The organism is Pseudomonas sp. IPO3749, assembly GCF_013386605.1.
Taxonomy (GTDB): Bacteria; Pseudomonadota; Gammaproteobacteria; order Pseudomonadales; family Pseudomonadaceae; genus Aquipseudomonas; species Aquipseudomonas azotoformans_A.
Genome location: NZ_JACARN010000050.1, coordinates 16,847 through 39,944 on the forward strand (window position 1 = coordinate 16,847; position 23,098 = coordinate 39,944).

General features: G+C 59.7%; 29 protein-coding genes. 20 read left to right on the top strand and 9 right to left on the bottom strand.

The annotated features are described in order from the left end of the window. Positions 1 to 12 precede the first annotated feature (12 nt). The 8 genes from HX812_RS20175 to HX812_RS20210 all read left to right on the top strand — a co-directional run bounded on the left by HX812_RS20175 (position 13) and on the right by HX812_RS20210 (position 6,985). Positions 13 to 2,616, top strand: coding sequence for an outer membrane usher protein (locus tag HX812_RS20175; protein ID WP_080642461.1), 2,604 nt, complete (start codon positions 13 to 15; stop codon positions 2,614 to 2,616). Next, entirely contained in the window at positions 2,613 to 3,371 is a 759-nt protein-coding gene (locus tag HX812_RS20180) for a fimbria/pilus periplasmic chaperone (protein WP_038850945.1), read from the top strand. Before HX812_RS20175 ends, HX812_RS20180 begins: the two co-directional genes overlap by 4 nt. Positions 3,372 to 3,392: 21 nt before the next feature. After that, on the top strand, positions 3,393 to 3,965 hold the full coding sequence (locus HX812_RS20185) for a fimbrial protein (RefSeq protein WP_038850947.1): 573 nt from the start codon (positions 3,393 to 3,395) through the stop codon (positions 3,963 to 3,965). 10 nt (positions 3,966 to 3,975) lie between these two features. Next, positions 3,976 to 4,470 carry a fimbrial protein gene (locus HX812_RS20190; protein ID WP_038850949.1) on the top strand — a complete coding sequence of 165 codons (495 nt, stop codon included), beginning with the start codon at positions 3,976 to 3,978 and terminating at the stop codon, positions 4,468 to 4,470. A gap of 13 nt (positions 4,471 to 4,483) precedes the next feature. Then, positions 4,484 to 4,963 (top strand): fimbrial protein, encoded by a 480-nt coding sequence (locus HX812_RS20195; protein ID WP_038850951.1) that lies wholly within the window; start codon positions 4,484 to 4,486, stop codon positions 4,961 to 4,963. Positions 4,964 to 4,974: 11 nt separating this feature from the next. After that, the gene (locus tag HX812_RS20200) at positions 4,975 to 5,523 is read left to right on the top strand and encodes a fimbrial protein (protein WP_038850953.1); all 549 of its coding nucleotides are present in this window, start codon (positions 4,975 to 4,977) and stop codon (positions 5,521 to 5,523) included. 64 nt (positions 5,524 to 5,587) lie between these two features. Then, positions 5,588 to 6,559 carry a fimbrial protein gene (locus HX812_RS20205; RefSeq protein WP_038850954.1) on the top strand — a complete coding sequence of 324 codons (972 nt, stop codon included), beginning with the start codon at positions 5,588 to 5,590 and terminating at the stop codon, positions 6,557 to 6,559. A gap of 144 nt (positions 6,560 to 6,703) precedes the next feature. Next, positions 6,704 to 6,985, top strand: a complete 282-nt coding sequence (locus HX812_RS20210; RefSeq protein ID WP_033902944.1) for a hypothetical protein — start codon at positions 6,704 to 6,706, stop codon at positions 6,983 to 6,985. A 9-nt stretch (positions 6,986 to 6,994) separates the two neighbouring features. On the opposite strand, the gene HX812_RS20215 is transcribed toward HX812_RS20210, so the two are convergent. The 4 genes from HX812_RS20215 to HX812_RS20230 all read right to left on the bottom strand — a co-directional run bounded on the left by HX812_RS20215 (position 6,995) and on the right by HX812_RS20230 (position 9,389). Then, a complete protein-coding gene (locus tag HX812_RS20215; RefSeq protein WP_038850956.1) occupies positions 6,995 to 7,225 on the bottom strand; it encodes a hypothetical protein in 231 nt (76 codons plus the stop codon). Between the two features lie 77 nt (positions 7,226 to 7,302). Then, positions 7,303 to 8,217 (bottom strand): c-type cytochrome, encoded by a 915-nt coding sequence (locus HX812_RS20220; protein ID WP_038850957.1) that lies wholly within the window; start codon positions 8,215 to 8,217, stop codon positions 7,303 to 7,305. Beyond that, entirely contained in the window at positions 8,214 to 8,861 is a 648-nt protein-coding gene (locus tag HX812_RS20225) for a c-type cytochrome (RefSeq protein ID WP_038850958.1), read from the bottom strand. Before HX812_RS20225 ends, HX812_RS20220 begins: the two co-directional genes overlap by 4 nt. A gap of 174 nt (positions 8,862 to 9,035) precedes the next feature. Continuing rightward, complete coding sequence (locus HX812_RS20230) at positions 9,036 to 9,389, bottom strand: hypothetical protein (protein WP_033902948.1); 354 nt, start codon at positions 9,387 to 9,389, stop codon at positions 9,036 to 9,038. 212 nt (positions 9,390 to 9,601) lie between these two features. On the opposite strand from HX812_RS20230, the gene HX812_RS20235 reads away from it, so the two are divergent. The 4 genes from HX812_RS20235 (at position 9,602) to ada (ending at position 11,889) form a co-directional block, all read left to right on the top strand. Then, positions 9,602 to 9,904 carry a DUF1883 domain-containing protein gene (locus HX812_RS20235; RefSeq protein WP_003191319.1) on the top strand — a complete coding sequence of 101 codons (303 nt, stop codon included), beginning with the start codon at positions 9,602 to 9,604 and terminating at the stop codon, positions 9,902 to 9,904. A 25-nt stretch (positions 9,905 to 9,929) separates the two neighbouring features. Further along, positions 9,930 to 10,097 carry a hypothetical protein gene (locus HX812_RS20240; RefSeq protein WP_177075014.1) on the top strand — a complete coding sequence of 56 codons (168 nt, stop codon included), beginning with the start codon at positions 9,930 to 9,932 and terminating at the stop codon, positions 10,095 to 10,097. Positions 10,098 to 10,101: 4 nt separating this feature from the next. Beyond that, positions 10,102 to 10,767 carry a DNA oxidative demethylase AlkB gene (alkB, locus tag HX812_RS20245; RefSeq protein WP_038850961.1) on the top strand — a complete coding sequence of 222 codons (666 nt, stop codon included), beginning with the start codon at positions 10,102 to 10,104 and terminating at the stop codon, positions 10,765 to 10,767. 75 nt (positions 10,768 to 10,842) lie between these two features. Further along, a complete protein-coding gene (ada, locus tag HX812_RS20250; RefSeq protein ID WP_038850963.1) occupies positions 10,843 to 11,889 on the top strand; it encodes a bifunctional DNA-binding transcriptional regulator/O6-methylguanine-DNA methyltransferase Ada in 1,047 nt (348 codons plus the stop codon). On the opposite strand, the gene HX812_RS20255 is transcribed toward ada, so the two are convergent. Then, on the bottom strand, positions 11,886 to 12,464 hold the full coding sequence (locus HX812_RS20255) for a CGNR zinc finger domain-containing protein (RefSeq protein WP_038850965.1): 579 nt from the start codon (positions 12,462 to 12,464) through the stop codon (positions 11,886 to 11,888). The genes ada and HX812_RS20255 overlap by 4 nt on opposite strands. Positions 12,465 to 12,636: 172 nt before the next feature. On the opposite strand from HX812_RS20255, the gene HX812_RS20260 reads away from it, so the two are divergent. From HX812_RS20260 to HX812_RS20295, 8 genes are all read left to right on the top strand, one after another. Next, positions 12,637 to 13,515: an alpha/beta fold hydrolase gene (locus tag HX812_RS20260; RefSeq protein ID WP_177128157.1), complete on the top strand. Its 879-nt coding sequence runs from the start codon at positions 12,637 to 12,639 to the stop codon at positions 13,513 to 13,515. A gap of 109 nt (positions 13,516 to 13,624) precedes the next feature. Then, a complete protein-coding gene (locus HX812_RS20265) occupies positions 13,625 to 14,686 on the top strand; it encodes a nitronate monooxygenase family protein (protein WP_038850968.1) in 1,062 nt (353 codons plus the stop codon). Positions 14,687 to 14,799: 113 nt separating this feature from the next. Then, positions 14,800 to 15,558 carry a molybdate ABC transporter substrate-binding protein gene (gene modA, locus HX812_RS20270; RefSeq protein ID WP_038850969.1) on the top strand — a complete coding sequence of 253 codons (759 nt, stop codon included), beginning with the start codon at positions 14,800 to 14,802 and terminating at the stop codon, positions 15,556 to 15,558. Further along, entirely contained in the window at positions 15,559 to 16,239 is a 681-nt protein-coding gene (modB, locus tag HX812_RS20275; RefSeq protein WP_038850971.1) for a molybdate ABC transporter permease subunit, read from the top strand. It begins immediately after the preceding gene. 5 nt (positions 16,240 to 16,244) lie between these two features. After that, on the top strand, positions 16,245 to 17,324 hold the full coding sequence (modC, locus tag HX812_RS20280; RefSeq protein WP_038851010.1) for a molybdenum ABC transporter ATP-binding protein: 1,080 nt from the start codon (positions 16,245 to 16,247) through the stop codon (positions 17,322 to 17,324). A gap of 78 nt (positions 17,325 to 17,402) precedes the next feature. After that, entirely contained in the window at positions 17,403 to 18,440 is a 1,038-nt protein-coding gene (locus HX812_RS20285; RefSeq protein ID WP_038850972.1) for a DNA topoisomerase IB, read from the top strand. A gap of 124 nt (positions 18,441 to 18,564) precedes the next feature. Beyond that, positions 18,565 to 20,187 carry an ATP-binding cassette domain-containing protein gene (locus HX812_RS20290; protein WP_038850974.1) on the top strand — a complete coding sequence of 541 codons (1,623 nt, stop codon included), beginning with the start codon at positions 18,565 to 18,567 and terminating at the stop codon, positions 20,185 to 20,187. Between the two features lie 69 nt (positions 20,188 to 20,256). Beyond that, entirely contained in the window at positions 20,257 to 20,961 is a 705-nt protein-coding gene (locus HX812_RS20295) for a YoaK family protein (protein ID WP_038850975.1), read from the top strand. Positions 20,962 to 21,107: 146 nt separating this feature from the next. Here HX812_RS20295 and HX812_RS20300 read toward each other — a convergent pair whose 3' ends face one another. The 4 genes from HX812_RS20300 to HX812_RS20315 form a co-directional block, all read right to left on the bottom strand. Beyond that, entirely contained in the window at positions 21,108 to 21,461 is a 354-nt protein-coding gene (locus HX812_RS20300; protein WP_038850976.1) for a hypothetical protein, read from the bottom strand. A 170-nt stretch (positions 21,462 to 21,631) separates the two neighbouring features. Next, complete coding sequence (locus tag HX812_RS20305) at positions 21,632 to 21,943, bottom strand: AzlD domain-containing protein (protein ID WP_038850979.1); 312 nt, start codon at positions 21,941 to 21,943, stop codon at positions 21,632 to 21,634. After that, positions 21,940 to 22,635, bottom strand: coding sequence for an AzlC family ABC transporter permease (locus HX812_RS20310; RefSeq protein ID WP_038850981.1), 696 nt, complete (start codon positions 22,633 to 22,635; stop codon positions 21,940 to 21,942). The genes HX812_RS20305 and HX812_RS20310 overlap by 4 nt, the downstream gene beginning before the upstream one ends. A gap of 71 nt (positions 22,636 to 22,706) precedes the next feature. Next, entirely contained in the window at positions 22,707 to 22,922 is a 216-nt protein-coding gene (locus HX812_RS20315; protein ID WP_005788169.1) for a hypothetical protein, read from the bottom strand. Positions 22,923 to 23,098 lie beyond the last annotated feature (176 nt).

Here is a 23,098-nt window from a genome sequence, read left to right on the forward strand (position 1 = left end):
TGGGTTGCTTTCATGTTGAATGCGTCGAAAATCAAACATTCGCTCTGCCCTACCCTGTTTGGAGGGTTGATATCCGTGGCGGGCACTGCATTGGGTGCAGGGGATATCGAGTTCAATACTGACGTTCTGGATCTGAATGATCGCACTAATATTGACTTGTCCCAGTTTGCCCGCAGCGGCTTTATTCTGCCCGGCACTTATTCAATGGTGGTGCAACTAAACAACCAGCCACTGCCTGAACAATCCGTCGCATTTTACCCTCCCGATAACGATCCCAAAGGCAGTGAAGCCTGCTTGTCTCCCGCTATCGTGGAGCAATTGGGCCTGAAGGAATCCGGCGCCACTGAATTGACTTGGTGGAAAGGCGGGGAATGCCTGGATATCCGGGCGCTGCCCGGCATGGAGGTAAGTGGCGACCTGGCCACCGGCACGCTGAACATCAACTTGCCGCACGCTTACCTTGAGTACAGCGCGATCAACTGGGACCCGCCTTCGCGTTGGGATGAAGGGGTGCCAGGGCTGCTGCTCGACTACAACATGACGGCACAAACCAGCCATCAGAGGAACGACCGCACCCGCAATGACGTCAGTGGTAACGGCACGTTGGGAGCCAACGCCGGCGCTTGGCGCTTGAGGGCGGATTGGCAGGGCCGGGTCGACCAGGACCGCGAGGCGTCGGCCAGGCGTTCGCGTCTGGAATGGAGTCGTTACTATGCCTATCGCGCCATTCCATCGCTGAAGGCACGTCTGGTACTGGGAGAAAACTACCTGTATTCGGACCTGTTCGACAGCTTCCGATTTACCGGCGCCGCGCTCAACTCCGATCAGAGTCAACTGCCACCGAATCTGCGCGGTTATGCACCTGAGGTGGTCGGCGTCGCCAAGACCAATGCGAGAGTCATCATCAGCCAGCAGGGCCGCGTGCTGTATGAAACCCTGGTGGCCGCGGGACCTTTTCGTATCCAGGACCTGAATGACGCGGTGAGCGGCAAGCTCGACGTGCGGGTAGAAGAACAGGATGGCTCGGTCCATATCTCCGAGGTCAATACCGCAGGCGTACCTTACCTGACTCGCCCTGGCCACATCCGTTACAAGGTCGCCGCGGGACGACCGTCCAATCTTCAATATGGCGCGGATGGCGACTTCTTCACTACCGGGGAGTTCTCATGGGGCGTCAGCAACGGTTGGTCGCTGTTTGGCGGCGCCATTACCGATAACAACTACCGCGCGTTATCGGTCGGGGTGGGTCGTGACTTGTTGTCATTCGGCGCCCTTTCGTTGGATGCCACCCAGGCCCAGGCCAATGTCTGGAATGACACACTGTCGGGCAAATCCTACCGCCTGCAATATTCGAAGCACTTCGAGCAGTACGACAGCCAAATAACCTTTGCTGGCTATCGGTTTTCTGAACAGAACTACTTGAGCATGAGCGAATACCTCGATGCGCGTCATTACGGCAGGAACGGTGAACTCGCCGGGCGCTACAGGTACGACGAGTACACAGAAAGTTGGAAACCTATTGGTGGCAGTAAAGCCTTGTACACCGCGACGATCAATAAGCAATTTCGCGATTTGGGCACCACCGTTTACTTGAGTTACAACAAACAGACTTATTGGGAGCGCGCGGACACGCAACGTTGGAACTTGGCGGTGTCACGCTACTTCAATCTTGGGACGGTCAAAAACATGAGCCTGTCCCTGAATGTACACCGCACACTGGACTACAACTATAAAGATAACGGCGTTACGCTGACCGTCAGCCTCCCGTTAGGGCGTACGGGCACTCTGTCGATGGACGCTGATAGAACCCGTGGCGATAACGGTTTTTCAACGCGATACAGCGATCGCCTGGATGAACGTAACGGCTACCAACTCAGTGCCAGTGACAAGGCTGTCAGTGGCTACCTGAATCACATCGGTGATCAAGCCGACATCGACCTTGCAGCCAGCCAACAACGGGACGGCTACAGCACCTTGAGTGTGTCTGCGCGCGGAGGCGCCACGCTCACGCCCCAAGGCGCAGCCCTGCATCGGGCCAACAGCATGGGTGGCACTCGGCTGATGGTCGACACCGGCGGCGTGGCCGATGTGCCGGTACGCGGTTACGGCGCACCGACACGCAGTAACGCCTTTGGCAAAGCAGTCATTTCCGACATCGGCAGCTATCAGCGCATGGCGGCCAGTGTCGACCTGGAAAGTTTGCCCAGCAATGTCGAAGCCACCCAATCCGTCACCCAACTCACACTGACCGAAGGCGCGATTGGCTATCGATCCCTGCCTGTGATTGCCGGCGAAAAAGCCATGGCGGTCCTGCGCCTGCCGGACGGCACTTCGCCGCCGTTCGGTGCGACGGTGAAGAACCTCAAACAGCAAGACACCGGCATTGTAAATGACGGCGGCAACGTCTACCTGAGCGGCATACAGCCTGGCGCAGAGATGACCGTCAGTTGGGGAGGCGCAGAGCGATGCACCCTCACGCTCCCTGTCGTGCTACCCGCTGATGCCTTGACTGACGCGCTGCAACTGGGCTGCCGAATGGTAGCCAATGATTCATCCCTGCCCGAGCAAGAAACGTTGACCGGGAAGCGTACCGACACGGAGAAAACATCCTCATGAAGCTGAATACACGTCTTATCCAGGCCAGCGCGTGGCTGGTTCTTGGCTTGAGCCAAAGCACCAACGCCGCGATTGGCCTTGATCGTACCCGAGTGATTTTTGATGGTGGCAAAGATGCCACCAGCGTAAGCATCACCAATAACAACACCCAGTTGCCGTATCTGGCTCAAGGCTGGATCGAAGACGAAGCCGGCGAAAAAATCACCACCCCTTTGATCGTGCTACCGCCGGTCCAGCGTGTGGAACCCGGCAAACAAAGCCAGGTGAAGGTTCAGGCGTTACCGGCGGCCAAATCGTTGCCCCAGGACCGGGAGACCGTCTACTACTTCAATTTGCGCGAAATTCCGCCGCGTAGCGATAAAGCCAACACCCTGCAGATTGCCCTGCAGACCCGAATCAAGCTGTTCTACCGGCCGCAAGCCATTGCGCCCAGCCAGCAGGACTTGTCCACCCCGTGGCAGGAAAAACTCACCCTCACCCGCGATGGCGAGCGTTACCAGGTGAATAACCCGACGCCTTACTACGTGACGCTGGTGGATGCGCGCAGCACCAAGGACGGCAAGACCGTGGCCGGTTTCGAGCCCTTGATGGTTCCACCCAAAGGCATGCTGGCCCTGGGCGTCACCGCTAAAACGCTCGGCACCACGCCGCATCTGGCCTACGTGAATGATTACGGCGGACGCCCATTGATGGCCTTCACCTGCAGTGGCGACACCTGCACGGTGAATGCACAAGCCTCCCCATCCAATCAGTAGCACCAGCCGCTGGAGAACACCATGAAGTGGCACATTGTGAAGGGCTTGGGCGGACTGTTATTGGCCGCGCCATGGGTCGCACAGGCCGAGGACGTCGAAGGCATGAACGGGATGTTGAACATTTCCGGGAGCATGCATGAAATCCCCTGCGCGCTGGAAATAAACTCACTGCATCAAACCATCGACCTTGGCGCCGTATCGGCCAGCCAGTTGCAACGCCCCGGTGATCAAGCAAGACCTGTGGCATTCCAATTGCGCTTTGCCGATTGCCAGCGCACCGCCGGCAGCATCCGCAGCGAACGAACGGGCAACCTGACGTGGAGCGCCTTTCAACCGGTGCTGTCGGTCATGTTTGTTGCCCCTGCCGATGCTGATGACTCAAGGCTCGTCAAAGTGCAGGGCATAACAGGAATGGGCCTGCGCCTGGCCGACGCCCTGGGACGCGATGTACAGCTGGGATCGCGGGGTGAACCGCTGTTTTTGCCACTGGGCAGTAACACCCAGACCTGGACTGTTCAGCCCACACGCACCACCGCCCCGCTGACCAGCGGGGCGTTCCGGGCCGTGGTGGATTTCAAGCTCAACTATGAGTAAGGGCGTGACAATGGCTAAGCCATCCGGCCCATGGGCCGTTCTTATCAGTGGTGGCCTGCTTTGGGCCGTCAACCAGGGTGTGCAGGCCGAGACCAGCCTGACTATCCGCGCAGTGATTATCGCACCACCGCCCTGTGTGATTAACAGCGGCGCCACACTCGACGTGCCGTTCGGTAATGACCTTCAAACCTCACGGGTTGACGGCGTCAATTATCGTCGCGGGGTGCCTTACACCGTCACCTGCAATTCACCTGTCAGCAACGCGATGAAGCTGGAACTCAAGGGCACGGCCGCTGCGTTTGACAATCGTGTGCTGATGACCCGCAAACCGGACCTTGGGGTAAAGCTGTTCGTGAATGGCGCTGACTGGCCACTCAATACCCCCGTGAACTTTACCCACCCGAACTTTCCGGTGGTGCAGGCGGTGCCGGTCAAGCGCGCGGGCAGCACCTTGACCGGAGGGGCCTTTGATGCGGCCGCCACCCTGGTGGTCGATTATCAATGAAGAGGAATGATCAATGACTGGTTGGCAGCAGCGAGCGTTGCTCGCCTTGTGCTCCCTGGGCCTTTGCGGTGGCGCGGTGGCAAACCTGACGTTCAGCGGAACGTTGAATGAACCACCGCCTTGCACCATTGATGCAGGCAACACGATTGAAGTCGACTTTGGCGATGTGGGCGTAAAGCGCGTAGACGGCGTGAAGTACCGCAAAGCGGTGCCCTACACCATCAACTGTGGCGCAGCCACCCTGCCCTGGGCGCTGAAGTTGAGTGTCAACGGCACGCCCACGGCATTTGATGGCGCGGCGGTGCAAACCAACGTGCCGGCGCTGGGGATTCGGCTCTTCCAGAACAACGTGCCGTTTCCACTCAATACGCCAATGGACATCGTCCTCTCGTCTCCGCCGAGATTGGAAGTGGTGCCCATCAAACAACCGGGCGCAACCCTGCCCCCCGCACCGTTTTCAGCAGTGGCCACGCTGTTGGCTGAATACGAGTAGGAGCCGCGTCGATGCGACATGAAATGGATCATAAAAGATGGGCATGCGCCTGGCTGGCGTTACTGCTGAGCTTCGGACTGACGCCCAATGCGGATGCTGCGGACAACCTTCGCTTCAAGGGCAACCTGGTGGAGGAGGCCTGCACGATCCGCCCAGGCGACGACGCAATCACTCTGGAACTCTGGGACGTGACCAGCAAGCACCTCTACATCAATACCCGCACTCGAGCGAAGGCTTTCAAGGTGCACCTGGAGAACTGCGACACCACGATTGGGGACACGGTCACCATCCTGCTCGGTGGTACGGAAAACGTGAAGCTGCCGGGGTTGTTCGCGCTGGACGGTGGCAGCGGAGCGACGGGGATTGGCCTTGGCATAGAGACACCGGACGACAAGCCTTTCCCCGTGAATACCGTCAGCGACAAACAGGTGTTAAGCACTGGCAGCAACGTCATTGAGCTCAAAGCCTATGTGCAGGGCGAGCCGGATGCGATCAGGGATCAGACCATCGGGCATGGCCGGTACACGGTGACCTCGACTTTTACCCTGGACTATCCGTAACAGTCCCAGACAAAACTCAAATCTCCCCTGGGTAATTCCAGTAGAGAGGCAACGAGAGATCAACATGAAACGACTTTATGGCGCCATGGTGCTGCTTGCCTTGGTGGGTATTACAACAAACGTGAATGCTGCCCAGTGTCGGGTCAATGGCGGCCCGTGGCAACAAGTGGACACGGGGGGCACGCTGCCCCTAGAGGTTCCCGTAACCGTCCAATTAGGTTCTGACACAAGCCGCATCCTTCTGGAAGGCGTAAGGCTTGAGTGCAGATTCACGCCTTATCCGGGCTGGCCATCCCATTACGAGGACTACTGGTCAACATCGGCTCTCGCCGGTCCAGCCTGGACACCCGGTCCTAAGTTTGTCAACCAAGGCACTGGTTTAAGAATAAACGGGGGGTACTACAACACCCCGGTACCGACTAACATTCGAATTGCAACCATGCCCAATAACGCCATCGGTGTTGCCGTCAACGTGACGCCTTACATCCTGAATCGCAACGATCCGGCGAACCCGATCAACGTCGTCGTAAATGACGTCCTCGGCACGTTGCGCCTGAGCCAGACAAACAATTATGACTCAGGTAGGACAGGTCTTTCGCTCGTATACAGGGCCGCCAACAATTTCTCCATCTCTCCCTCAACCTGCACGATCAACAATAACAACCCCATCGAGGTCAACTTTGGCAACGTCCACCAACGACAAATCGGTACAGACCCGCTGACGACGCCCATCAAGAGCAACCGCAGGCTCACCTACTCGTGCCCGAACGCCGGGATCACCACACCGATCACCATCACCTATAAAGGCATCGCGACGTCGTTCGACAACCGCCTGCTGATGATGACCAACCCGGACGTTGGCACGGCGATGGTCCGGGCAGGATCCGCGGTGACTGTGAACGGTAGGTTCCTGACCCAGATCACCAACAGTGTCGGAGGGGATGATGTGACGTTCTCGCTGGTTCAGCGACCGGGCTCGCTGCCTGCCGCGGGGCCTGTGACTGGGAGCGGCGTACTCGTGATGGGAGTTCCGTGACACAGAAAAACCGCTGAGGGCAAGTGCGCGCAGTTGCGAAGTGTATTTCTGTGACTGCGCACCAGGTGGCAGTTCGCTATAATCCTGCGCCAACGCCCCACGACCGTGTCAGCGTCCCTCCAACACCCTCGACGATGAACTCTTATGAACAAGTTTCTGGCACTGACTGCAGTCCTGGCGCTCGCCGGGTGCACCACCACGTCTGACGTCTACCTGAAAAACGGCGAGCAAGGCCTGACCATCGACTGTTCCGGCGAGGCCAATTCATGGGCCAGTTGCTATGAAAAAGCCGACGCCTCATGTGCCGGCACCGGCTACCGTATCGTCGGCACCGAAGGCACACCCTCGCTCCAGGAAAGTGACAAGACCCTGGGCAAGGACGTGGGCAACTTCAAAAGCCGCAGTGTGGTCGTCGTGTGCAAGTGAGCCTCAGGCTTACAGCTGAATATCGGCAAACTTGATACCCAGGCCGCGGATGGTTTCTACCAGGTCATCCAGCCGCTGGAACGACTCGACTTCGTCCTGATCGTCCACCAGGAAAAAACTGCGGCCGCCGCTTTTCTTGAAAAATACGATCCACTCGCCCAAGTCGGCCGGGTTCTGGATGATGTGCGTCGCCGATATCTGGCCTTCGGCCTGACGAGCCCTGACGTGTTCACGCTTCATGAATAACTTCCCAAAAAAGACAAATGCCGCACAAACCGAGGGTTTGCGCGGCATTTTTGCATTGACTGGGCAACAGTTTAACGGATGCCCTGCCCGATCAGCACGCCTTCTACGGTTTGGCCGTAGAGATTGACGCCGTCATTTGCGTGGAACTTGAGCCGGGTTTTCTCCACGGAACCGTCAACCAGGCGCGGATCCTGCGGCCGTTCATGGCTGTTGACATAAGCGGCCACGTCCCAGGCTTGCTGGTCGCTCAGACTACCGCCCTTGCCCAGCGGCATGTTGTGCTTGATGAAGGACGCCGCCGTATTGATGCGGTGCATCCCCGCGCCCCAGTTGTAGGAGTCTTTACCCCACAACGGCGGCATCACATAGCTGTCGCCGACCTTTTGGCCCTGCCCTTCGGCGCCGTGGCAGACAGCGCATTGCGCTTCATAAACCTGGGCGCCCTGCCTCAAGTCGTAACCCTTGGCCGGTTGCGCAACGTCCGGATAGCCGCGCCCCGGCAATTCAACACCCAGTGGCGCCTTGCTCGCCAACCAATAAGCGTAAACCGAGAGCGCGGTGATCTCGGGGCTATCTGCAGCCGGAGGCGTGCCGCCATTCATGCTGAACTGGAAGCAGCCCTGCAATCGCTCGGCAAAGGTGTTTACCTTGTCGTTTTTCTTCCGATAGGCCGGGTACATCGGGTAGGCAGCCCATAAGGGCGCCGAGTTGGCGAGGCGGCCCTGGTCCAGGTGGCAGTTGCTGCAGTTGAGTCCGTTACCGACATAGTTCGGCGCCAGACGTCTGGTATCCACGAACAGCGCGTACCCCTCCTTCACCAGCTTGCCGTAGGCATTGTCAGGCAGTTCGCTTTCTTGAGGAGGCTGGAATTGGCTGGCAGCAGCGTGGCTGGCAGGTTGCAACTGCGACTGGTCTTCCATGGCGATCGTGGCGGCGTGGGCCGAGGGTAGACCCAGTAGGCCCAAGGCCAATATCAACGGGCTCATGGCTTGGCCTCCAGTTTCAGCGAGGCGAAATACTGGGCCACGCCCTGCACTTCTTCTGCCGTGAGAGACTTGGCGATGTGCCCCATCAAGTCATTCGGATCATTGTGGCGGGTGCCGTTTTGCCAAGCCGTCAACTGCGCTGCCAGGTAAGCGGCGGGTTGACCGGCCAGGGGTGGGAACGCGTCGCCGACGCCCGTCCCTGCTGGGCCGTGGCAGCTGGAGCACGCCGGAATCTGCCGCTCCCAGGCGCCCTGTTGTGCGAGTTTTTGGGCGGCGTTGATCGGCATTTCGCTGCGATAGACCGCCTGGGGGACAGCACTTGGCATTGCCGCCAGCACCCGGCTGACCGCCTCGATTTCGGCATCCGTGAGCGCATTCGCTAATGGCTGCATCACGGGATTGGAACGGCTGCCACTTTTAAAGTCTTCCAGTTGGTTACGTACATACGTCGCGGACAAGCCCGCTAATCGAGGAAAACCTGCTGCAGCCATCCCCGCGCCATCGGCGCCATGGCAGGCGACACAGGGCATGGCGCCCGGCTGCGAACCGCCCTCGGCAAAGATTTTACTCCCCTCCAGCGCGTGGGCATTGCCCAATAACAACGTCAGCGCACTGCCCATCAGTACTCGTTCCAGGGACATCATCACGGCTCCATTTTATAGTTATATGCTTAGACGCTTACGGCATAAGCCTACAAATGGTAGGGGAATGACCCCGTCGCGACAACTCCAAAAACGTAACGCAAAAAAGCCCGGCTTTGCGCTTACGCGGCCAGGCTTTTTTATCGGATAGGAAGTCGCTGGGTTGAACAGGCCAGATCAGCCGGAAATGCAGTCCTCGCCCGCCTTCTTCACATCACCCGGACGGATCGGCACATTGGACATGCTCTCGTAGAGCTTGATGCTGCTACCGCTGGAGCGCTCATCGATCTCGAAGATCGCTGAAGGGTCGGCGGAAAACTTCTGCGGCACAATCACCTGCACACCGCCATCCTTATGCGGTTCGATCTGCGACGGCCGACGGGTCGCCGAGAGTTTTTTCACCACACACGCGGCGTATTCCTGGGGTTTCTTCCCGGAAATGACGGCCAAGGTCGGAGGGGTCTGCTTGATATCTGCAACCGAAGCACACCCACCAATCGCCAGGGCCAGAACCAACACACTCCACTTCATACTAAAACCTCCGATAAAGACCCTACGACAGCGGGGATGGTAAATTTCTCCCGCCCACGTAGGATTTATCCCTGATAACTCGGTAAATAACTGTTTTAAATTGTCGATGTCGTTGAAGACGGGCCGATAATAAACGCGCTGGGGCTGATAAACTCCATCTTAACCTACGTATCGTTCTGATTTTTCAGAAAAAGCCCTTCTGGAGCCCCCACATGAAATTCATCCATCAGCGTGAGCACCTCAACGAGGGCGACATTGTCGTCATCGAATGCTCGCAGACTTGTAATATTCGTCTGATGAGCGACGCGAATTTTCGCAGCTTCAAAAATGGCGGCCGTCATACCTATCACGGCGGCGCTTTCGACAAGTTCCCCGCCAAAATCACCGCACCGAGCACCGGGTTCTGGAACATCACCCTGGATGTGGTCACGCGTCGTGCAATCAGCGTGACCCGCAAACCCGCGTTGTCCCACAAGATCCGCATTGTGCGTCGTACCAGCTCCAAACTGAGCTGATCCGCATACTTCACAGGAAATAGCCGTGACCACCACTACAAAATACGTGATCAAGTACAAGCTCAACGGCGAACGCCGCTTTGAGTTCGCCCAACTGCAGACCAACAGCGTGGAAGAAGCCAAACAAGCCCTGGCGAAAATTCACGATGCCAGTGATGAAATCACCGACATCAATGTGAGCAAGGCGCTGTAAGGCGATGCCCGGCCCCACCGCTGACCTGTTTGCCGACGACGCCCTGCAGCAACCCGCAGGGCGCGAGCAAATTGGCGATCAGTCCTACGTATTAAGGGGTTATGCCCTACCTTGGATTGAGCGCGTTCTGCCAGAACTGCGACAGGTGCTGGCTCAATCACCCTTCCGGCAAATGGTCACACCTGGCGGCTTTACCATGTCGGCGGCATTGAGCAGTTGCGGCGACCTGGGCTGGACCACCGACACCTCCGGTTACCGCTACTCACCGCTTGACCCACGTAGCCAACAGCCATGGCCGCAGATGCCAGACGTTTTGCGTCAATTGGCGGTGCAGGCGGCGGCAGAGGTCAGTTTTCCCGACTTTGCCCCCGACGCCTGCCTGATCAACCGTTATGTACCTGGCGCCAAAATGTCCCTGCACCAGGACAAAAACGAACGTCGCTATAGCGAACCAGTTGTATCCGTGTCACTCGGCTTGCCGGCGATTTTCTTGTTTGGCGGACATGAGCGCAGTGACAAAACCCGCAAAGTCTCGCTGTTCCACGGCGACGTGGTGGTGTGGGGCGGCGTGGACCGCCTGCGTTTCCACGGGGTGATGCCGATCAAGGAAGGCGTACATCCGGTCATGGGCCCGCAACGCATCAACCTCACGTTTCGCACCGCCGGCTGATTTGACCGCAAGCTTCAGAGTGCCAGATGTGCGCGGCGCGATTAGTCTGAACGGAATCCGTCAAGAGTACCGAGCATGACCACCGAACAAGACCCGCGCTGGGCGGCCATCCTCGCCCGAGACCCCAAGGCCGATACGTTGTTCGTCTACGGTGTAAAAACCACCGGTGTGTACTGCCGCGCCAGCAGCGTTTCACGCTTGCCACGCCCGGAAAACATCGAGTTCTTCGACACCCCTGCACAGGCCGAAGCCGCCGGGTATCGCCCCAGTAAACGCGTGAGCGCAGACCAGACCCAGTTGGTTGCGCACCATGCGCAACTGGTCGCGGACGCGTGCCGGCATATCGAAAAGGCCGACACTGCACCCAGCCTGCACGCGCTGGCTTCGCAAGCCAACCTGAGTCCGTTTCATTTTCATCGTGTGTTCAAAGCCGTCACTGGCCTGACCCCCAAGGGCTACGCCACTGCGCACCGTTCGCGCAAGGTGCGCGATGGGCTCAAAGGCTCGCACTCGGTAACGGATGCGCTGTATGACGCCGGCTTCAACTCCAACAGCCGCTTTTATGAGTCGGCTGACCAGCTGCTTGGCATGAAACCCAGCGACTACAAAGCCGGAGGGACGAACTCGGCGATCCTGTTCGCCGTCGGGCAGTGCTCGCTGGGGGCGATTCTGGTGGCGCAAAGTGCGCGTGGCGTGTGCGCGATTCTGCTGGGGGATGACCCTGACAAGCTGGTACGCGATCTTCAGGATCAATTTCCCAGGGCGGAACTGGTAGGCGCCGACCAGCGCTTCGAGCAGTTGGTCGCGCAGGTCGTGGGCTTTATCGAAGCGCCTGCGCTCGGCCTGGACCTGCCGCTGGACTTGCGCGGCACCGCATTTCAGGAGCGGGTGTGGCAAGCCTTGCGCGATATTCCAGCGGGAAGCACGGCCAGCTACGCGCAAATAGCCGCGCGAATCGGTGCGCCGAAGTCGTTCCGCGCGGTGGCTCAAGCCTGTGGCGCGAACAGCCTCGCGGTGGCGATCCCTTGTCACCGAGTGGTGCGCAGTAACGGCGAACTCTCGGGCTACCGCTGGGGTGTAGAACGTAAGCAGCAGTTGCTGGAGCGTGAGAGCAAGGCTTAACCCAGCTTGCGCTTGCGAAACTCAGCAACTTTGTGTCGGTTGCCGCACAGCGCCATGCTGCACCAACGGCGCTTATGAGCCTTGGTGCGGTCGTAAAACCACAACACGCATTCGGGATGTTCGCAGGTGCGGATTAAATTGAAGTCGCCCTCCACCAGTAAACGTGCTGCAGCCTCAGCAATCATCGAGAGAAATTGCTCCGGGGTCTGCTGCTTGCGCTGACGCTCAACGCGTAACTCACCCGACGCCAGCCAAGCCAACTGCGGATGGCTGACGGACTTGCGCAAAAACCCATTCAGCGCGGCGGGATCGCCCCGCGCTCCCTCCTTGCGCGACTCCAGCAATACACGGATTACCTCGCGCAGTTCCCGGCCCACCCGGAGCAATGCGCCCGGTTCAAACGCAGGCACCTGCCCTTCCTTCACCCACTCCAGGCGCACCAGCCAACGCTCGACATCGGCATCGCACTGCCAGAAGTCGTGGGGTTGCGCGTCCACATTGGCGCGGGTATTGATCATGTCCAGCACCGGGTCATCGGCGAGGACATAAGGCTCAAGGGGTGCTGGGATAGTCATGGTCATTCCTCTTCAGGGCGTCGACATAGTAACCGCTATCCAAGAGGATGGATAGTTACACGAAACAAATATGAAACCCCTATAAATCGTTTGACAGGTTACATTTTTCGGCGCAACTTTTTAAACGGTAACCCGTATATCCATCCAATCAAGTTACAAAGGCGCCTTCATCATGACCACTCCAACCTCCGTCATTCACTACCGCCATGTCGATGCCGACGGCGTAAGCATGTTCTACCGCGAAGCCGGCGACCCCTCGGCGCCGGTCATGTTGCTGCTGCATGGCTTCCCCAGTTCGTCGCATATGTACCGTGACCTGATCCCGTTGCTCGCTACACGCTTTCGAGTGATCGCGCCGGATTTGCCGGGCTTTGGCTTCACCGAAGTACCGGCCGAGCGCGACTACCACTACAGCTTCGATAACCTGGCGATCACCGTCGGGCATTTTGTCGATGCGCTGAAATTGACGCGTTACGCGTTGTACGTCTTCGACTATGGCGCACCCGTTGGCCTACGCCTGGCAGTGGCACACCCGGAACGCGTCAGCGCGCTGGTTTCGCAAAACGGTAACGCCTACCTGGAAGGTCTGGGGGACGCCTGGGCACCGATTCGCGCCTATTGGGCCGAACCAAGCCAGGCCAATCGCGAGGTGATCCGCAACGCAGTGATCAGCCTGGAAGGTACGCGCTACCAGTACCTGCACGGCGTGAATCAGCCCGAGAGGGTGGCGCCGGAGTCCTATATGCTCGACGTACTCCTGATGCAGCGTCCTGGCAATGACAAGATCCAGTTGGACCTGTTCCTCGACTACCGCAACAACCTGACGCTGTACCCGGCATTCCAAGCCTTCTTCAGGACACAACAAGTGCCGACGCTGGTGATCTGGGGCCAGAACGATCCGTTTTTCATCCCGCCAGGGGCCCACGCCTATACAACCGACAACCCGAACGCCGTGGTGGAACTGCTCGACACCGGCCACTTCGCCCTGGAAACCCACGCAGCCCACATCGCCGAACGGATTCACGCGGTATTGGGAGACGCCATCAACTGATGGCAACCCACGAAACGCGCCGTTCGTCCAGTGAATAAAACAGAGTAGCCGGGTGTCATGGGCCCTGTTAAAACAGCGAAAAGCCTCATTAACGCTGGAGAGACATACCATGAGCACCTGGCCCGACACCCGCATCATCGACCTGCTGGGGATCGAACTGCCCATCATCCAGGCGCCCATGGCCGTAGGCACAACCACGGCCATGGTCATCGAGGCCAACAAAGCTGGCGCGCTGGGCTCATTGCCAGCGGCGGCACTGAGTCTTGCGCAATTGCGCGAAGCGCTGACCGCCATCCGTGAGGCCAGCCCACGCCCGATCAACGTCAACTTCTTCTGCCACCAGCCTCCAGCCCCCGACGCCGCGCGCGATCGGCGCTGGAAGGACTTGCTGGAACCCTACTACCGCGAATTGGGTGCCGATTTTGAGGCGCCAACGCCCGTGTCCAACCGCGAGCCATTCAACGAAGCCGCGTGCCAGGTCATCGAGGAATTCCGTCCCGAAGTCGTCAGCTTTCACTTCGGCCTGCCGGAAAAAAACCTGCTGGATCGAGTAAAAGCCACGGGTGCGAAAGTGTTGTCCTCGGCCACCACGGTGGAAGAAGCGATCTGGCTGGAGCAGCACGGCTGCGACGCAATTATCGCCATGGGCAATGAAGCGGGCGGGCATCGCGGCTTGTTTCTCAGCGATGACCTCAATACCCAGATCGGCCTGTTCGCCCTGCTGCCGCAAGTGGTCGACGCCGTCAGCGTGCCGGTGATTGCCGCCGGAGGGATCGGTGATGCACGCGGGATTGTCGCGGCCTTTGCCCTGGGCGCCTCGGCGGTGCAAATCGGTACAGCTTACCTGTTTACGCCTGAAGCCAATGTCACCCCTTCGCACCACCACGCACTGCGCCATGCCCAGGCCAGCGAAACCGCGCTGACCAATCTGTTCACCGGTCGCCCGGCACGGGGCATCGTCAACCGTGTGATGCGTGAGTTGGGCGCAATCAACCCAGCCGCCCCGGCATTCCCCACCTCCGGCGGCGCGTTGATACCGCTCAAGGCCAAGGATGAAGCGGGCTTCAGCAATTTATGGTCCGGCCAGGCGCTGCGCCTGGGCAAAGACACCACCACCTATGACCTGACGCGCGAACTGGCGGAGCAGGCCCTGGCCAAACTCAACCCGTAGCACCTGTGGCAACTTTGCACTGTACCGGCAATGGTCAACCGCTATATATTCCCATACATAGCGGTTAAGCCTTCTACCTATAACAAGCCGTACACCCTCAAAGGAGCTGCTTCATGACGATTCACGCCTCACGCCTGGCCATCCTGGTCGCTGCCCTCGCCTTCGGTTCGGCCCATGCCGATGAAGTCCAGGTGGCTGTCGCCGCCAACTTCACCGCACCGATCCAGGCGATTGCCGCCGACTTCGAAAAAGACACCGGCCACAAACTGGTCGCAGCCTACGGTGCCACCGGCCAGTTCTACACACAGATCAAGAATGGCGCGCCGTTCGAAGTGTTCCTGAGCGCCGACGACACCACCCCGCAAAAGCTCGAAACCGAAGGCGACACCGTCAAAGGCTCGCGCTTCACCTACGCCGTCGGCACCCTGGCGCTGTGGTCAGCCAAGGAAGGTTACGTCGACGCCAAAGGCGACGTGCTGAAGAAAAACGAGTTCAAGCATTTGTCGATCGCCAACCCGAAAGCCGCGCCATACGGCCTGGCCGCTACCCAAGTGCTGGCCAAGGAAGGGCTGACCGAGAAGGTCAAAGACAAGATCGTCGAAGGCCAGAACATCACCCAGGCCTACCAGTTCGTGTCCACCGGCAACGCCGAGCTGGGCTTCGTGGCCTTGTCGCAGATCTACAAAGACGGCAAAGTCACCAGCGGTTCAGCGTGGATCGTTCCCGCGGCCATGCACGACCCGATCAAACAAGACGCAGTGATCCTCAACAAGGGCAAGGACAGTGCTGCTGCCAAGGCACTGGTTGATTACCTCAAGGGGCCTAAAGCTGCTGCTGTCATCAAGTCCTATGGTTACGAGCTGGCCAAGTAAATGCCGTTATCGAGTGCCGATTTTTCCGCTATCTGGTTGACCATCAAGCTGGCCTCCCTGACCACCTTGATCTTGCTGATCATCGGCACTCCGATTGCCCTGTGGCTGTCGCGCACCCGCTCCTGGTGGCGCGGCCCCATTGGCGCCATCGTCGCTCTGCCGTTGGTGTTGCCACCGACGGTGATCGGTTTCTACCTGCTGTTGACCATGGGCCCCAATGGCTACTTCGGCCAGTTCACCCAATGGCTGGGCCTGGGCACTCTCACCTTCAGCTTCGCGGGGCTGGTCATTGGCTCGGTGATCTATTCCATGCCGTTCGTGGTGCAACCGTTGCAAAACGCCTTCTCCGCTATCGGCACACGCCCGCTGGAAGTGGCCGCGACCTTGCGGGCCAATCCTTGGGACACATTCTTCACCGTTATTTTGCCCCTGGCGCGGCCAGGGTTTATCACCGCCTCCATCCTGGGTTTTGCGCACACCGTCGGTGAATTCGGCGTGGTGCTGATGATCGGCGGCAACATCCCGGACAAGACCCGCGTGGTGTCCGTGCAAATCTACGACCACGTGGAAGCCATGGAATATGCCCAGGCCCATTGGTTGGCCGGCTCCATGGTGGTGTTCGCGTTCCTGGTGTTGCTGGCGCTGTATTCCAGCCGTAAAACCAAGATGGGCTGGAGTTGATGTCGATGATTGATGTACGCCTGAAACTTGAGTACTCGGGCTTTGCCCTGGATGTGGACTTGCACTTGCCCGGTCGCGGTGTGACGGCGCTGTATGGGCATTCCGGTTCCGGCAAGACCACGTGCCTGCGTTGCATCGCCGGGCTGGAGCGCGCCGAAGACGGTTTTATCCAGATCAACGATGAAGTCTGGCAAGACAGTCGCAACGGGTTGTTCGTACCGCCCCATAAACGCGCGCTGGGCTACGTGTTTCAGGAGGCCAGCCTGTTCCCTCATCTGTCGGTGCGGGCCAATCTGGAGTTCGGCCTCAAGCGTATTCCCCGACAGCAGCGCCGTGTGGATATGGCCCATGCCACCGAGTTGCTGGGCATCGGCCACCTGCTCGATCGCCATCCCCAGCACCTTTCCGGCGGTGAGCGCCAGCGCATCGGCATCGCCCGCGCGTTGCTCACCAGCCCCAGTCTGTTGTTGATGGACGAGCCCCTGGCCGCCCTCGACAGCCAGCGCAAAAGCGAGATCCTGCCGTACCTCGAACGCCTGCACGATGAACTGGATATCCCGGTGCTGTACGTCAGCCATGCCCAGGATGAAGTGGCGCGCCTGGCCGACCACATCGTCTTGCTCAGCGACGGCAAGGCCCTGGCCAGCGGCCCCATCGGCGAAACCCTGGCGCGGCTCGACCTGCCCCTGGCGCTCGGTGACGATGCCGGGGTGGTGATCAACGGCGCGGTCAGCGCCTACGACGACCATTATCAGTTGCTCACCCTGCAACTGCCTGCCAGCGCCTTGCACATGCGTGTGGCCCATGCACCGCTGGCCGTGGGCAAAGCGTTGCGTATCAAGGTGCAGGCGCGGGATGTGAGCCTCAGCCTGCAAGCGGAGGAGCACAGCAGCATCCTCAACCGCTTGCCGGTGACGGTCACCCAGGAAATCTCGGCAGACAACAGTGCGCATGTACTGGTGCGCCTGGACGCCGGCGGCACGCCGTTGCTGGCGCGCATCACACGCTTCTCCCGCGACCAATTGCAATTGCACCCCGGCCAGCAGCTGTGGGCACAGATCAAGGCCGTCGCGGTGTTGGCGTAAGCAACCTTTTGGCACGACCGCACACCGCTGCGGTCCATCAGACATACCGGCCTGATTTGTTGCCAAGGAACCCGCCTCATGTCCGACTCTGCGCTGCCCCGCGACCTGCATTACGTTGACGACACCCAGCCCGGCATCCGCCGCAAGACGCTGCGGGGCAAGTTCCAGTATTTCGACCCCAAGGGTGAGCGCATCCACGACGCCGACGAGATCAAGCGCCTGAACGCCCTCGCCGTCCCGCCGGCTTACACTGACGTGTGGATCTGCGCCGACCCGCGCGGCCACCTGCAGGCCACCGGCCGCGACGCCCGTGGCCGCAAGCAATACCGTTATCACCCGCGCTGGCGCGAAGTGCGCGACACGGACAAGTACTCGCGGCTGCAAGAATTCGGCAATGCTCTGCCCAAGCTGCGCAAGCAGCTGGAAGCGCAAATCGCCGAGCCCGGATTTACCCGCGAAAAGGTGCTGGCCACCGTGGTGACGCTGCTCGACGCTACGCTGATCCGCGTCGGCAATACCCAGTACGCCCGCGACAACAAGTCCTATGGGCTGACCACCCTGCGCACCCGCCATGTGGATGTCAAAGGCAGCGAAATCAAGTTCCAGTTTCGCGGCAAGAGCGGCGTCGAGCACCAAATCAGCGTTAAAGACCGGCGACTGGCAACCGTGGTCAAGCGCTGCCTGGAATTGCCGGGCCAGAACCTGTTCCAGTACCTGGATGAGGATGGCGAGCGGCACACCGTCAGCTCCCACGACGTGAATGACTACCTGCACAGCCTCACCGGCGCCGACTTCACCGCCAAGGACTACCGCACCTGGGCCGGCACCGCCATGGCGCTGGCCGTGTTGCGGGAACTGGAGTGGCAGCCTGAGTCCGATGCCAAAAGACATGTAGTGGCGATGGTTAAAGATGTCGCCAAACAGTTGGGCAACACCCCAGCGGTGTGCCGCAAGTGCTACATCCACCCTGCCGTGCTGGAGCATTTCAGCCTCGGCGAACTTTCCAAGCTGCCCAAGCCGCGCATCCGCAAAGGGCTCAAGGCCGAAGAAGTGGCCTTGGCGATGTTTCTTGAGCAACTGGCGGCGCACTTGCCGAAAAAAGCCAAGACGGGTTAGGCTTTGCCTCCCTTCTGATCCGCAGGACGACCGCCGACGTGAACCACTAAGCCTTCCAAAATGTATCTGCAACAAGCCGCCTGGCGCGCTTGTTGGCCTGTCCGACATTTTTTTGGAGGTGCTGATGACTGACGTCAACCGGCTGCCCGTCCTTGTTTCCCTGCAACACCTGAGTTTCCAGTTCGCCAATGGCGAGACCTTGCTGGATGACCTGACCCTGTCCATCGATCACGTGCCTACCGGCATTGTGGGGCGCAATGGTCGCGGCAAAAGCATTCTCGCCCGGTTGATCGCTGGGCTGCTGCCACCCTCCTCCGGATCGCTGAATGGCGCTGCCCGAGTGATCTACGTGGCGCAGAGCATCACGGTTGCGCCAGGGGAAACGGTCGCCGATCTCACCGGCACCGCAGTGATATTCGCCGCCCTTGACCGCATGGCACGAGGCGCGGCGGAGATTGATGACCTGGAACTGATCGACGACCGCTGGGACCTGGCCGAGCGTTTGCGCACTGCCCTGGATGACGCAGGGCTGTCGCAGCTGTCTTGGGATACCCCCGCCGACCAACTCAGTGGCGGCCAGTTGGCCAGAGTCGCGATCATCGGCGCGCTGCTGGCCGCGCCGCCGTTGCTGGTACTCGACGAACCCACCAACCACCTCGACAGCGATGGCCGCGCCTGGCTGCTGCGCGTGCTCGATGCTTGGCGGGGTGGCCTGGTGGTGGTCAGCCATGATCGGCAATTGCTCAACGCCATGGCGCGCATCATTGAACTGTCGCCCCTCGGCGTAAACGTCTATGGCGGCAACTACGATGCCTATCGGCTGCAGCGTGATACCGAACAACAGGCCGCCAGCGCCGCGCTCGACCATGCACGCCTGGAGCGCAGTCGCGAACGGCGGCGGCTGCAAAAAGACCACGACAGCCTGCAACGCAACGCCGCGCGCTCACGCAAGCATGCAGAAACCGCCAACGTCGACCGCTTCACCAAGGCGCGCTGGAAAGGCGCCGCCACCGAGATCGTCAGCACCGTGCGCAGCGCGCATGGGCAACATAAACACGAACTGGATGCCCAGGTGCGCCAGGCTTATGAACGGGTCGAAGATGAATCGCCGACCTTGTTGGCATTGCCCGCCTCAGCGGTGCCCAACGGGCGACAGGTGCTGTCGTTGGTGGACGCACAGTTACCGTGGCTGCCGTCGACTTCTATGAATCTGCATCTCGCCGGTCCGGTGCGCGTCGCCGTGCGTGGGCCCAACGGCTGCGGCAAGTCCACGTTGCTGAAGGTACTGGCCGGTCAATGGCAGGTCGTCGCGGGTGAATGCAGGGTGCATCTGCCCTGCGCCTACATTGATCAGCACCTTGCGCTGCTGGACGATCAGCGCTCCATCGTTGAACAGCTCAACCTGCTCGATACCCCCCTGGCCGAAGCCCAACTGCGCACGCGCCTGGCGTTGCTGCAACTGGATGCCTTGCGCGTCACCCAACCCACCGGGCAACTCAGCGGCGGCGAACGCTTGAAAGCCGCGATGGCGATTGCCTTGTGGCGCGAAGTGCCGGCGCAACTGCTGTTACTGGACGAACCGACCAACCATTTGGACCTGGAGTCGGTGATGGCTTTCGAGCAAGCGCTGCAAGGTTTCAACGGGGCGATGCTGGTGGTGTCCCATGATGCGACGTTCCTCCAATCGATCAAGCCCACCCATTTCCTGGATTGGCACGACACAGGTTGGTCGCTGGAGCCTGTCTGAGGTCATTGCACCGACGCGTAAAGCGTCCTACGGTAGTGGCCGGATAATCTCGTCGAGGAACCCGACCCTATGCTGCCATCGCCTCGCAAGCCTTACGCCAATGCAGCACTCGCCCACCGACAGCGTTGGCGTGGCCGGGTCGGGCTGATGCTGGTGGCCAGCCTTTCAGTACTGGCGGGGATGACCGATGCCATCGGCTTCATGGCGAGCGGCGACTTCGTTTCGTTCATGAGCGGCAACACCACGCGCCTGGCGGTGGCGATCAGCGCGGGTGATCTTGGGCTGACCAGGCGGCTGTTGTTGCTAGTAGCAACATTTGTGGTCGGTAACGCACTGGGTGTGCTGGTCAGTCGACTCAGCCGTCGTCATGCCCTGCCTTTGCTGCTGTGTATTGCGGCGTTGTTGTGCGGCGCGGCATGGCTGCCTTTCACTGACACACTGCTCGCGCTGCTGGCGGCGATCATTGCGATGGGCATGCTCAATGCGGCTGTGGAAGAGGTCAACGGACTCCCCGTAGGGCTGACTTACGTCACTGGCGCACTGTCACGCTTTGGTCGTGGGCTGGGACGCTGGTTGCTCGGAGAACGACGCACGGGCTGGCGCGTGCAATTGATCCCATGGACCGGCATGTTCGTAGGCGCGGTGATTGGCGCGCTGCTGGAGCAGCAGATGGGCTTGAAGGCGCTGATGGTCAGCGGCGTACTGGCGGGGTTGTTGGGGTTGGTGTCACTGAAGATTCCCCGTCGCTGGCACCTGGGTTACATGCCGCGTTGAAGAAAAGGAGGGATGCTCGCCCGACGTTTAGGCCTCGACGTCCGTGTACTGGTAAAGAGCCATCATGTCGGGCGAGCGGGTGAATCATAAGCTAATGCCCGGCGGCTGTCGTGCCAGGCATTTCCTAAATCGTCTAAGGCAATGGATTACAGGCAGGTCGCGAGTGCGGCCAAACGACGCTTGGCGGGCATGTTGTCTTCTGCGGCGTAGTACTTGATGGAAGAACCGGCACCCGCGCTTTGCACGTCGACGAAGTAATCGCCAGCGGTGGTGTAGACGGTGTAGCCGCCCGCCGCGATCGGCTCCTTGAAGCCGCCGGCATCAACGCCGAACACGCTTTCGTCCTGCCAGCCGAACTGCACGCATTCGGCAACAACCAGGGTGGCCTTGTCCGAAGCCAGGATCTTGTAGGGCGTGCCTGCGCGCGCTTCTTTCATCTTCGAACCCGCGCAACCGGCCAGGGCCGCCAGTACCAGTGCGCCAATTACCACCTTGTGCATGCCATTGCTCCGTTGGAAAAAACGCGACTGTACCATTGCCACAGGCTCTACTGACGGCTGTATGAACTTTGTTTCACTGTAAAGAGAGCAGGCGCCGCCTATAGTGGCGACGCTCATTTTTAGAAGTCTCCCTTCGGCCCGCTCTCCCGCGGGCTTTTTTTCGCCTGGGCTCAGAGCAACCAGCGAAACAGATAGAACAACGCCATGCTCAGCAACACGGTGAGCAGCACATTGCGCGTCCAGAACATCAACCCCACTGCGCTGATACCCGCCAACAGGTAGGGGTTGGCCGGACTGAGGTTCAGATGATGGTCCGCCAGGAAAATGATCGGCCCGCAAATCGCCGTGAGCATGCCGGGCACGGCAAACCCAAGAAACTCCCGTGCGCCCCGGTTCAGGCGCACCGGCAGGCGCGGCTCGATAAACAGGTAACGGTTGAGAAAGACCGCGAGGCCCATTATCACAATCATCAGGAAAATCATGGCTGCCCTACTCCCAATCGCTTGCAGGCGTAACCCGCGCTCATGCCCAGCAGGCCGGACACCACCACCGCCGATTCCCAGTGCAGGAAGCTCAACCACACCGAAAACAGCAGTGAAACCGCCACGCAGACCACCGTGGGAATATCCCGCACCACTGGCGTGATCAACGCGATGAAGGTGGCGGCGATGGAAAACTCCAGGCCCAGTTGATCAAGGCCGGGAATGCTCTTGCCAAGCACAATGCCCGCCAGGGTGAACAGGTTCCAGGCGATGTAGAACGTCAGCCCGACGCCCAGCGCATACCAACGGTTAAAGGTCTCGCGGTCATAGTGGCTGACCAGTGCGAAGAATTCGTCGGTCAACAGAAAGCCCAGGCTGATGCGCCAGCGGGTCTTGAGGGGTGAAAGGATCGGCCGCAGGTGCATGCCATACAGCAGATGCTGTGAGGTCAGCAGCAAGGTGGTCAGCACGATGGAAATCAGGCTGGCGCCACTCTTGACCATGCCGATGGCAACCAGTTGCGCGGCACCGGCAAACACGATGGCGGATAAGCCCTGGGCTTCCAACGGGCTGAATTGCGCATCGATGGCCATGGAACCGGCCAGCAGGCCCCAAGGCGCGCAGGCCAGGGACAAGGGAATAACGGCAATGGCGCCGCGAGCGAAGGCGTAATGCGGTAAGGCGGTAGGCATGGAAACGGCTCATCGACAGACAGTCGACAAGCATGCCAGCGCAACAACGGGCTTGTCTTGAACGATCTTGCTCAGGCGAGCCTGACCGACACCTGCTCCACCGAATCACGCGCTTCGCGCAACTCATAGGCATCCTGGTTGAGCCGGTGGATGGTATTGAGCAGACGCTGGCGCAGCACTTCATCACCGAGTTTTTCGACGGCGCGCATCAGGTCGAACGCAGCGGTTTCGTTATTTTCCGCGACGGAATCGAGGGTCTTGCGCAGGTTGCGAGTGGCACGGGTCACGCGGGGTCTTCCTTCATCAGCAATGGGCAGGCACTTTAGGACATTCGTGTTTCATTTTAATTTCAAACACTTGTGGCGGATTTCAAGGCATTTGATCCATATCAATTGAAACAGGGTTTGACTGATACATATGGAAATACGTATATTCGGAAAATCATATATACAAAGGCCTTGGC

Coding starts and splice junctions, on each gene's coding strand:
- HX812_RS20255 (WP_038850965.1), bottom strand. CDS start 12,464: ATGACTATCCCAGCACCCCTTGAGCCTTATGTCCTCGCCGATGACCCG.
- modA (WP_038850969.1), top strand. CDS start 14,800: ATGACGATTCACGCCTCACGCCTGGCCATCCTGGTCGCTGCCCTCGCC.
- HX812_RS20265 (WP_038850968.1), top strand. CDS start 13,625: ATGAGCACCTGGCCCGACACCCGCATCATCGACCTGCTGGGGATCGAA.
- HX812_RS20180 (WP_038850945.1), top strand. CDS start 2,613: ATGAAGCTGAATACACGTCTTATCCAGGCCAGCGCGTGGCTGGTTCTT.
- HX812_RS20230 (WP_033902948.1), bottom strand. CDS start 9,389: ATGAAGTGGAGTGTGTTGGTTCTGGCCCTGGCGATTGGTGGGTGTGCT.
- ada (WP_038850963.1), top strand. CDS start 10,843: ATGACCACCGAACAAGACCCGCGCTGGGCGGCCATCCTCGCCCGAGAC.
- HX812_RS20285 (WP_038850972.1), top strand. CDS start 17,403: ATGTCCGACTCTGCGCTGCCCCGCGACCTGCATTACGTTGACGACACC.
- HX812_RS20205 (WP_038850954.1), top strand. CDS start 5,588: ATGAAACGACTTTATGGCGCCATGGTGCTGCTTGCCTTGGTGGGTATT.
- HX812_RS20310 (WP_038850981.1), bottom strand. CDS start 22,635: ATGCCTACCGCCTTACCGCATTACGCCTTCGCTCGCGGCGCCATTGCC.
- HX812_RS20215 (WP_038850956.1), bottom strand. CDS start 7,225: ATGAAGCGTGAACACGTCAGGGCTCGTCAGGCCGAAGGCCAGATATCG.
- HX812_RS20225 (WP_038850958.1), bottom strand. CDS start 8,861: ATGATGTCCCTGGAACGAGTACTGATGGGCAGTGCGCTGACGTTGTTA.
- HX812_RS20235 (WP_003191319.1), top strand. CDS start 9,602: ATGAAATTCATCCATCAGCGTGAGCACCTCAACGAGGGCGACATTGTC.
- HX812_RS20295 (WP_038850975.1), top strand. CDS start 20,257: ATGCTGCCATCGCCTCGCAAGCCTTACGCCAATGCAGCACTCGCCCAC.
- HX812_RS20200 (WP_038850953.1), top strand. CDS start 4,975: ATGCGACATGAAATGGATCATAAAAGATGGGCATGCGCCTGGCTGGCG.
- HX812_RS20260 (WP_177128157.1), top strand. CDS start 12,637: ATGACCACTCCAACCTCCGTCATTCACTACCGCCATGTCGATGCCGAC.
- HX812_RS20175 (WP_080642461.1), top strand. CDS start 13: ATGTTGAATGCGTCGAAAATCAAACATTCGCTCTGCCCTACCCTGTTT.
- modC (WP_038851010.1), top strand. CDS start 16,245: ATGATTGATGTACGCCTGAAACTTGAGTACTCGGGCTTTGCCCTGGAT.
- HX812_RS20195 (WP_038850951.1), top strand. CDS start 4,484: ATGACTGGTTGGCAGCAGCGAGCGTTGCTCGCCTTGTGCTCCCTGGGC.
- HX812_RS20210 (WP_033902944.1), top strand. CDS start 6,704: ATGAACAAGTTTCTGGCACTGACTGCAGTCCTGGCGCTCGCCGGGTGC.
- alkB (WP_038850961.1), top strand. CDS start 10,102: ATGCCCGGCCCCACCGCTGACCTGTTTGCCGACGACGCCCTGCAGCAA.
- HX812_RS20300 (WP_038850976.1), bottom strand. CDS start 21,461: ATGCACAAGGTGGTAATTGGCGCACTGGTACTGGCGGCCCTGGCCGGT.
- HX812_RS20305 (WP_038850979.1), bottom strand. CDS start 21,943: ATGATTTTCCTGATGATTGTGATAATGGGCCTCGCGGTCTTTCTCAAC.
- HX812_RS20220 (WP_038850957.1), bottom strand. CDS start 8,217: ATGAGCCCGTTGATATTGGCCTTGGGCCTACTGGGTCTACCCTCGGCC.
- HX812_RS20190 (WP_038850949.1), top strand. CDS start 3,976: ATGGCTAAGCCATCCGGCCCATGGGCCGTTCTTATCAGTGGTGGCCTG.
- HX812_RS20185 (WP_038850947.1), top strand. CDS start 3,393: ATGAAGTGGCACATTGTGAAGGGCTTGGGCGGACTGTTATTGGCCGCG.
- modB (WP_038850971.1), top strand. CDS start 15,559: ATGCCGTTATCGAGTGCCGATTTTTCCGCTATCTGGTTGACCATCAAG.
- HX812_RS20290 (WP_038850974.1), top strand. CDS start 18,565: ATGACTGACGTCAACCGGCTGCCCGTCCTTGTTTCCCTGCAACACCTG.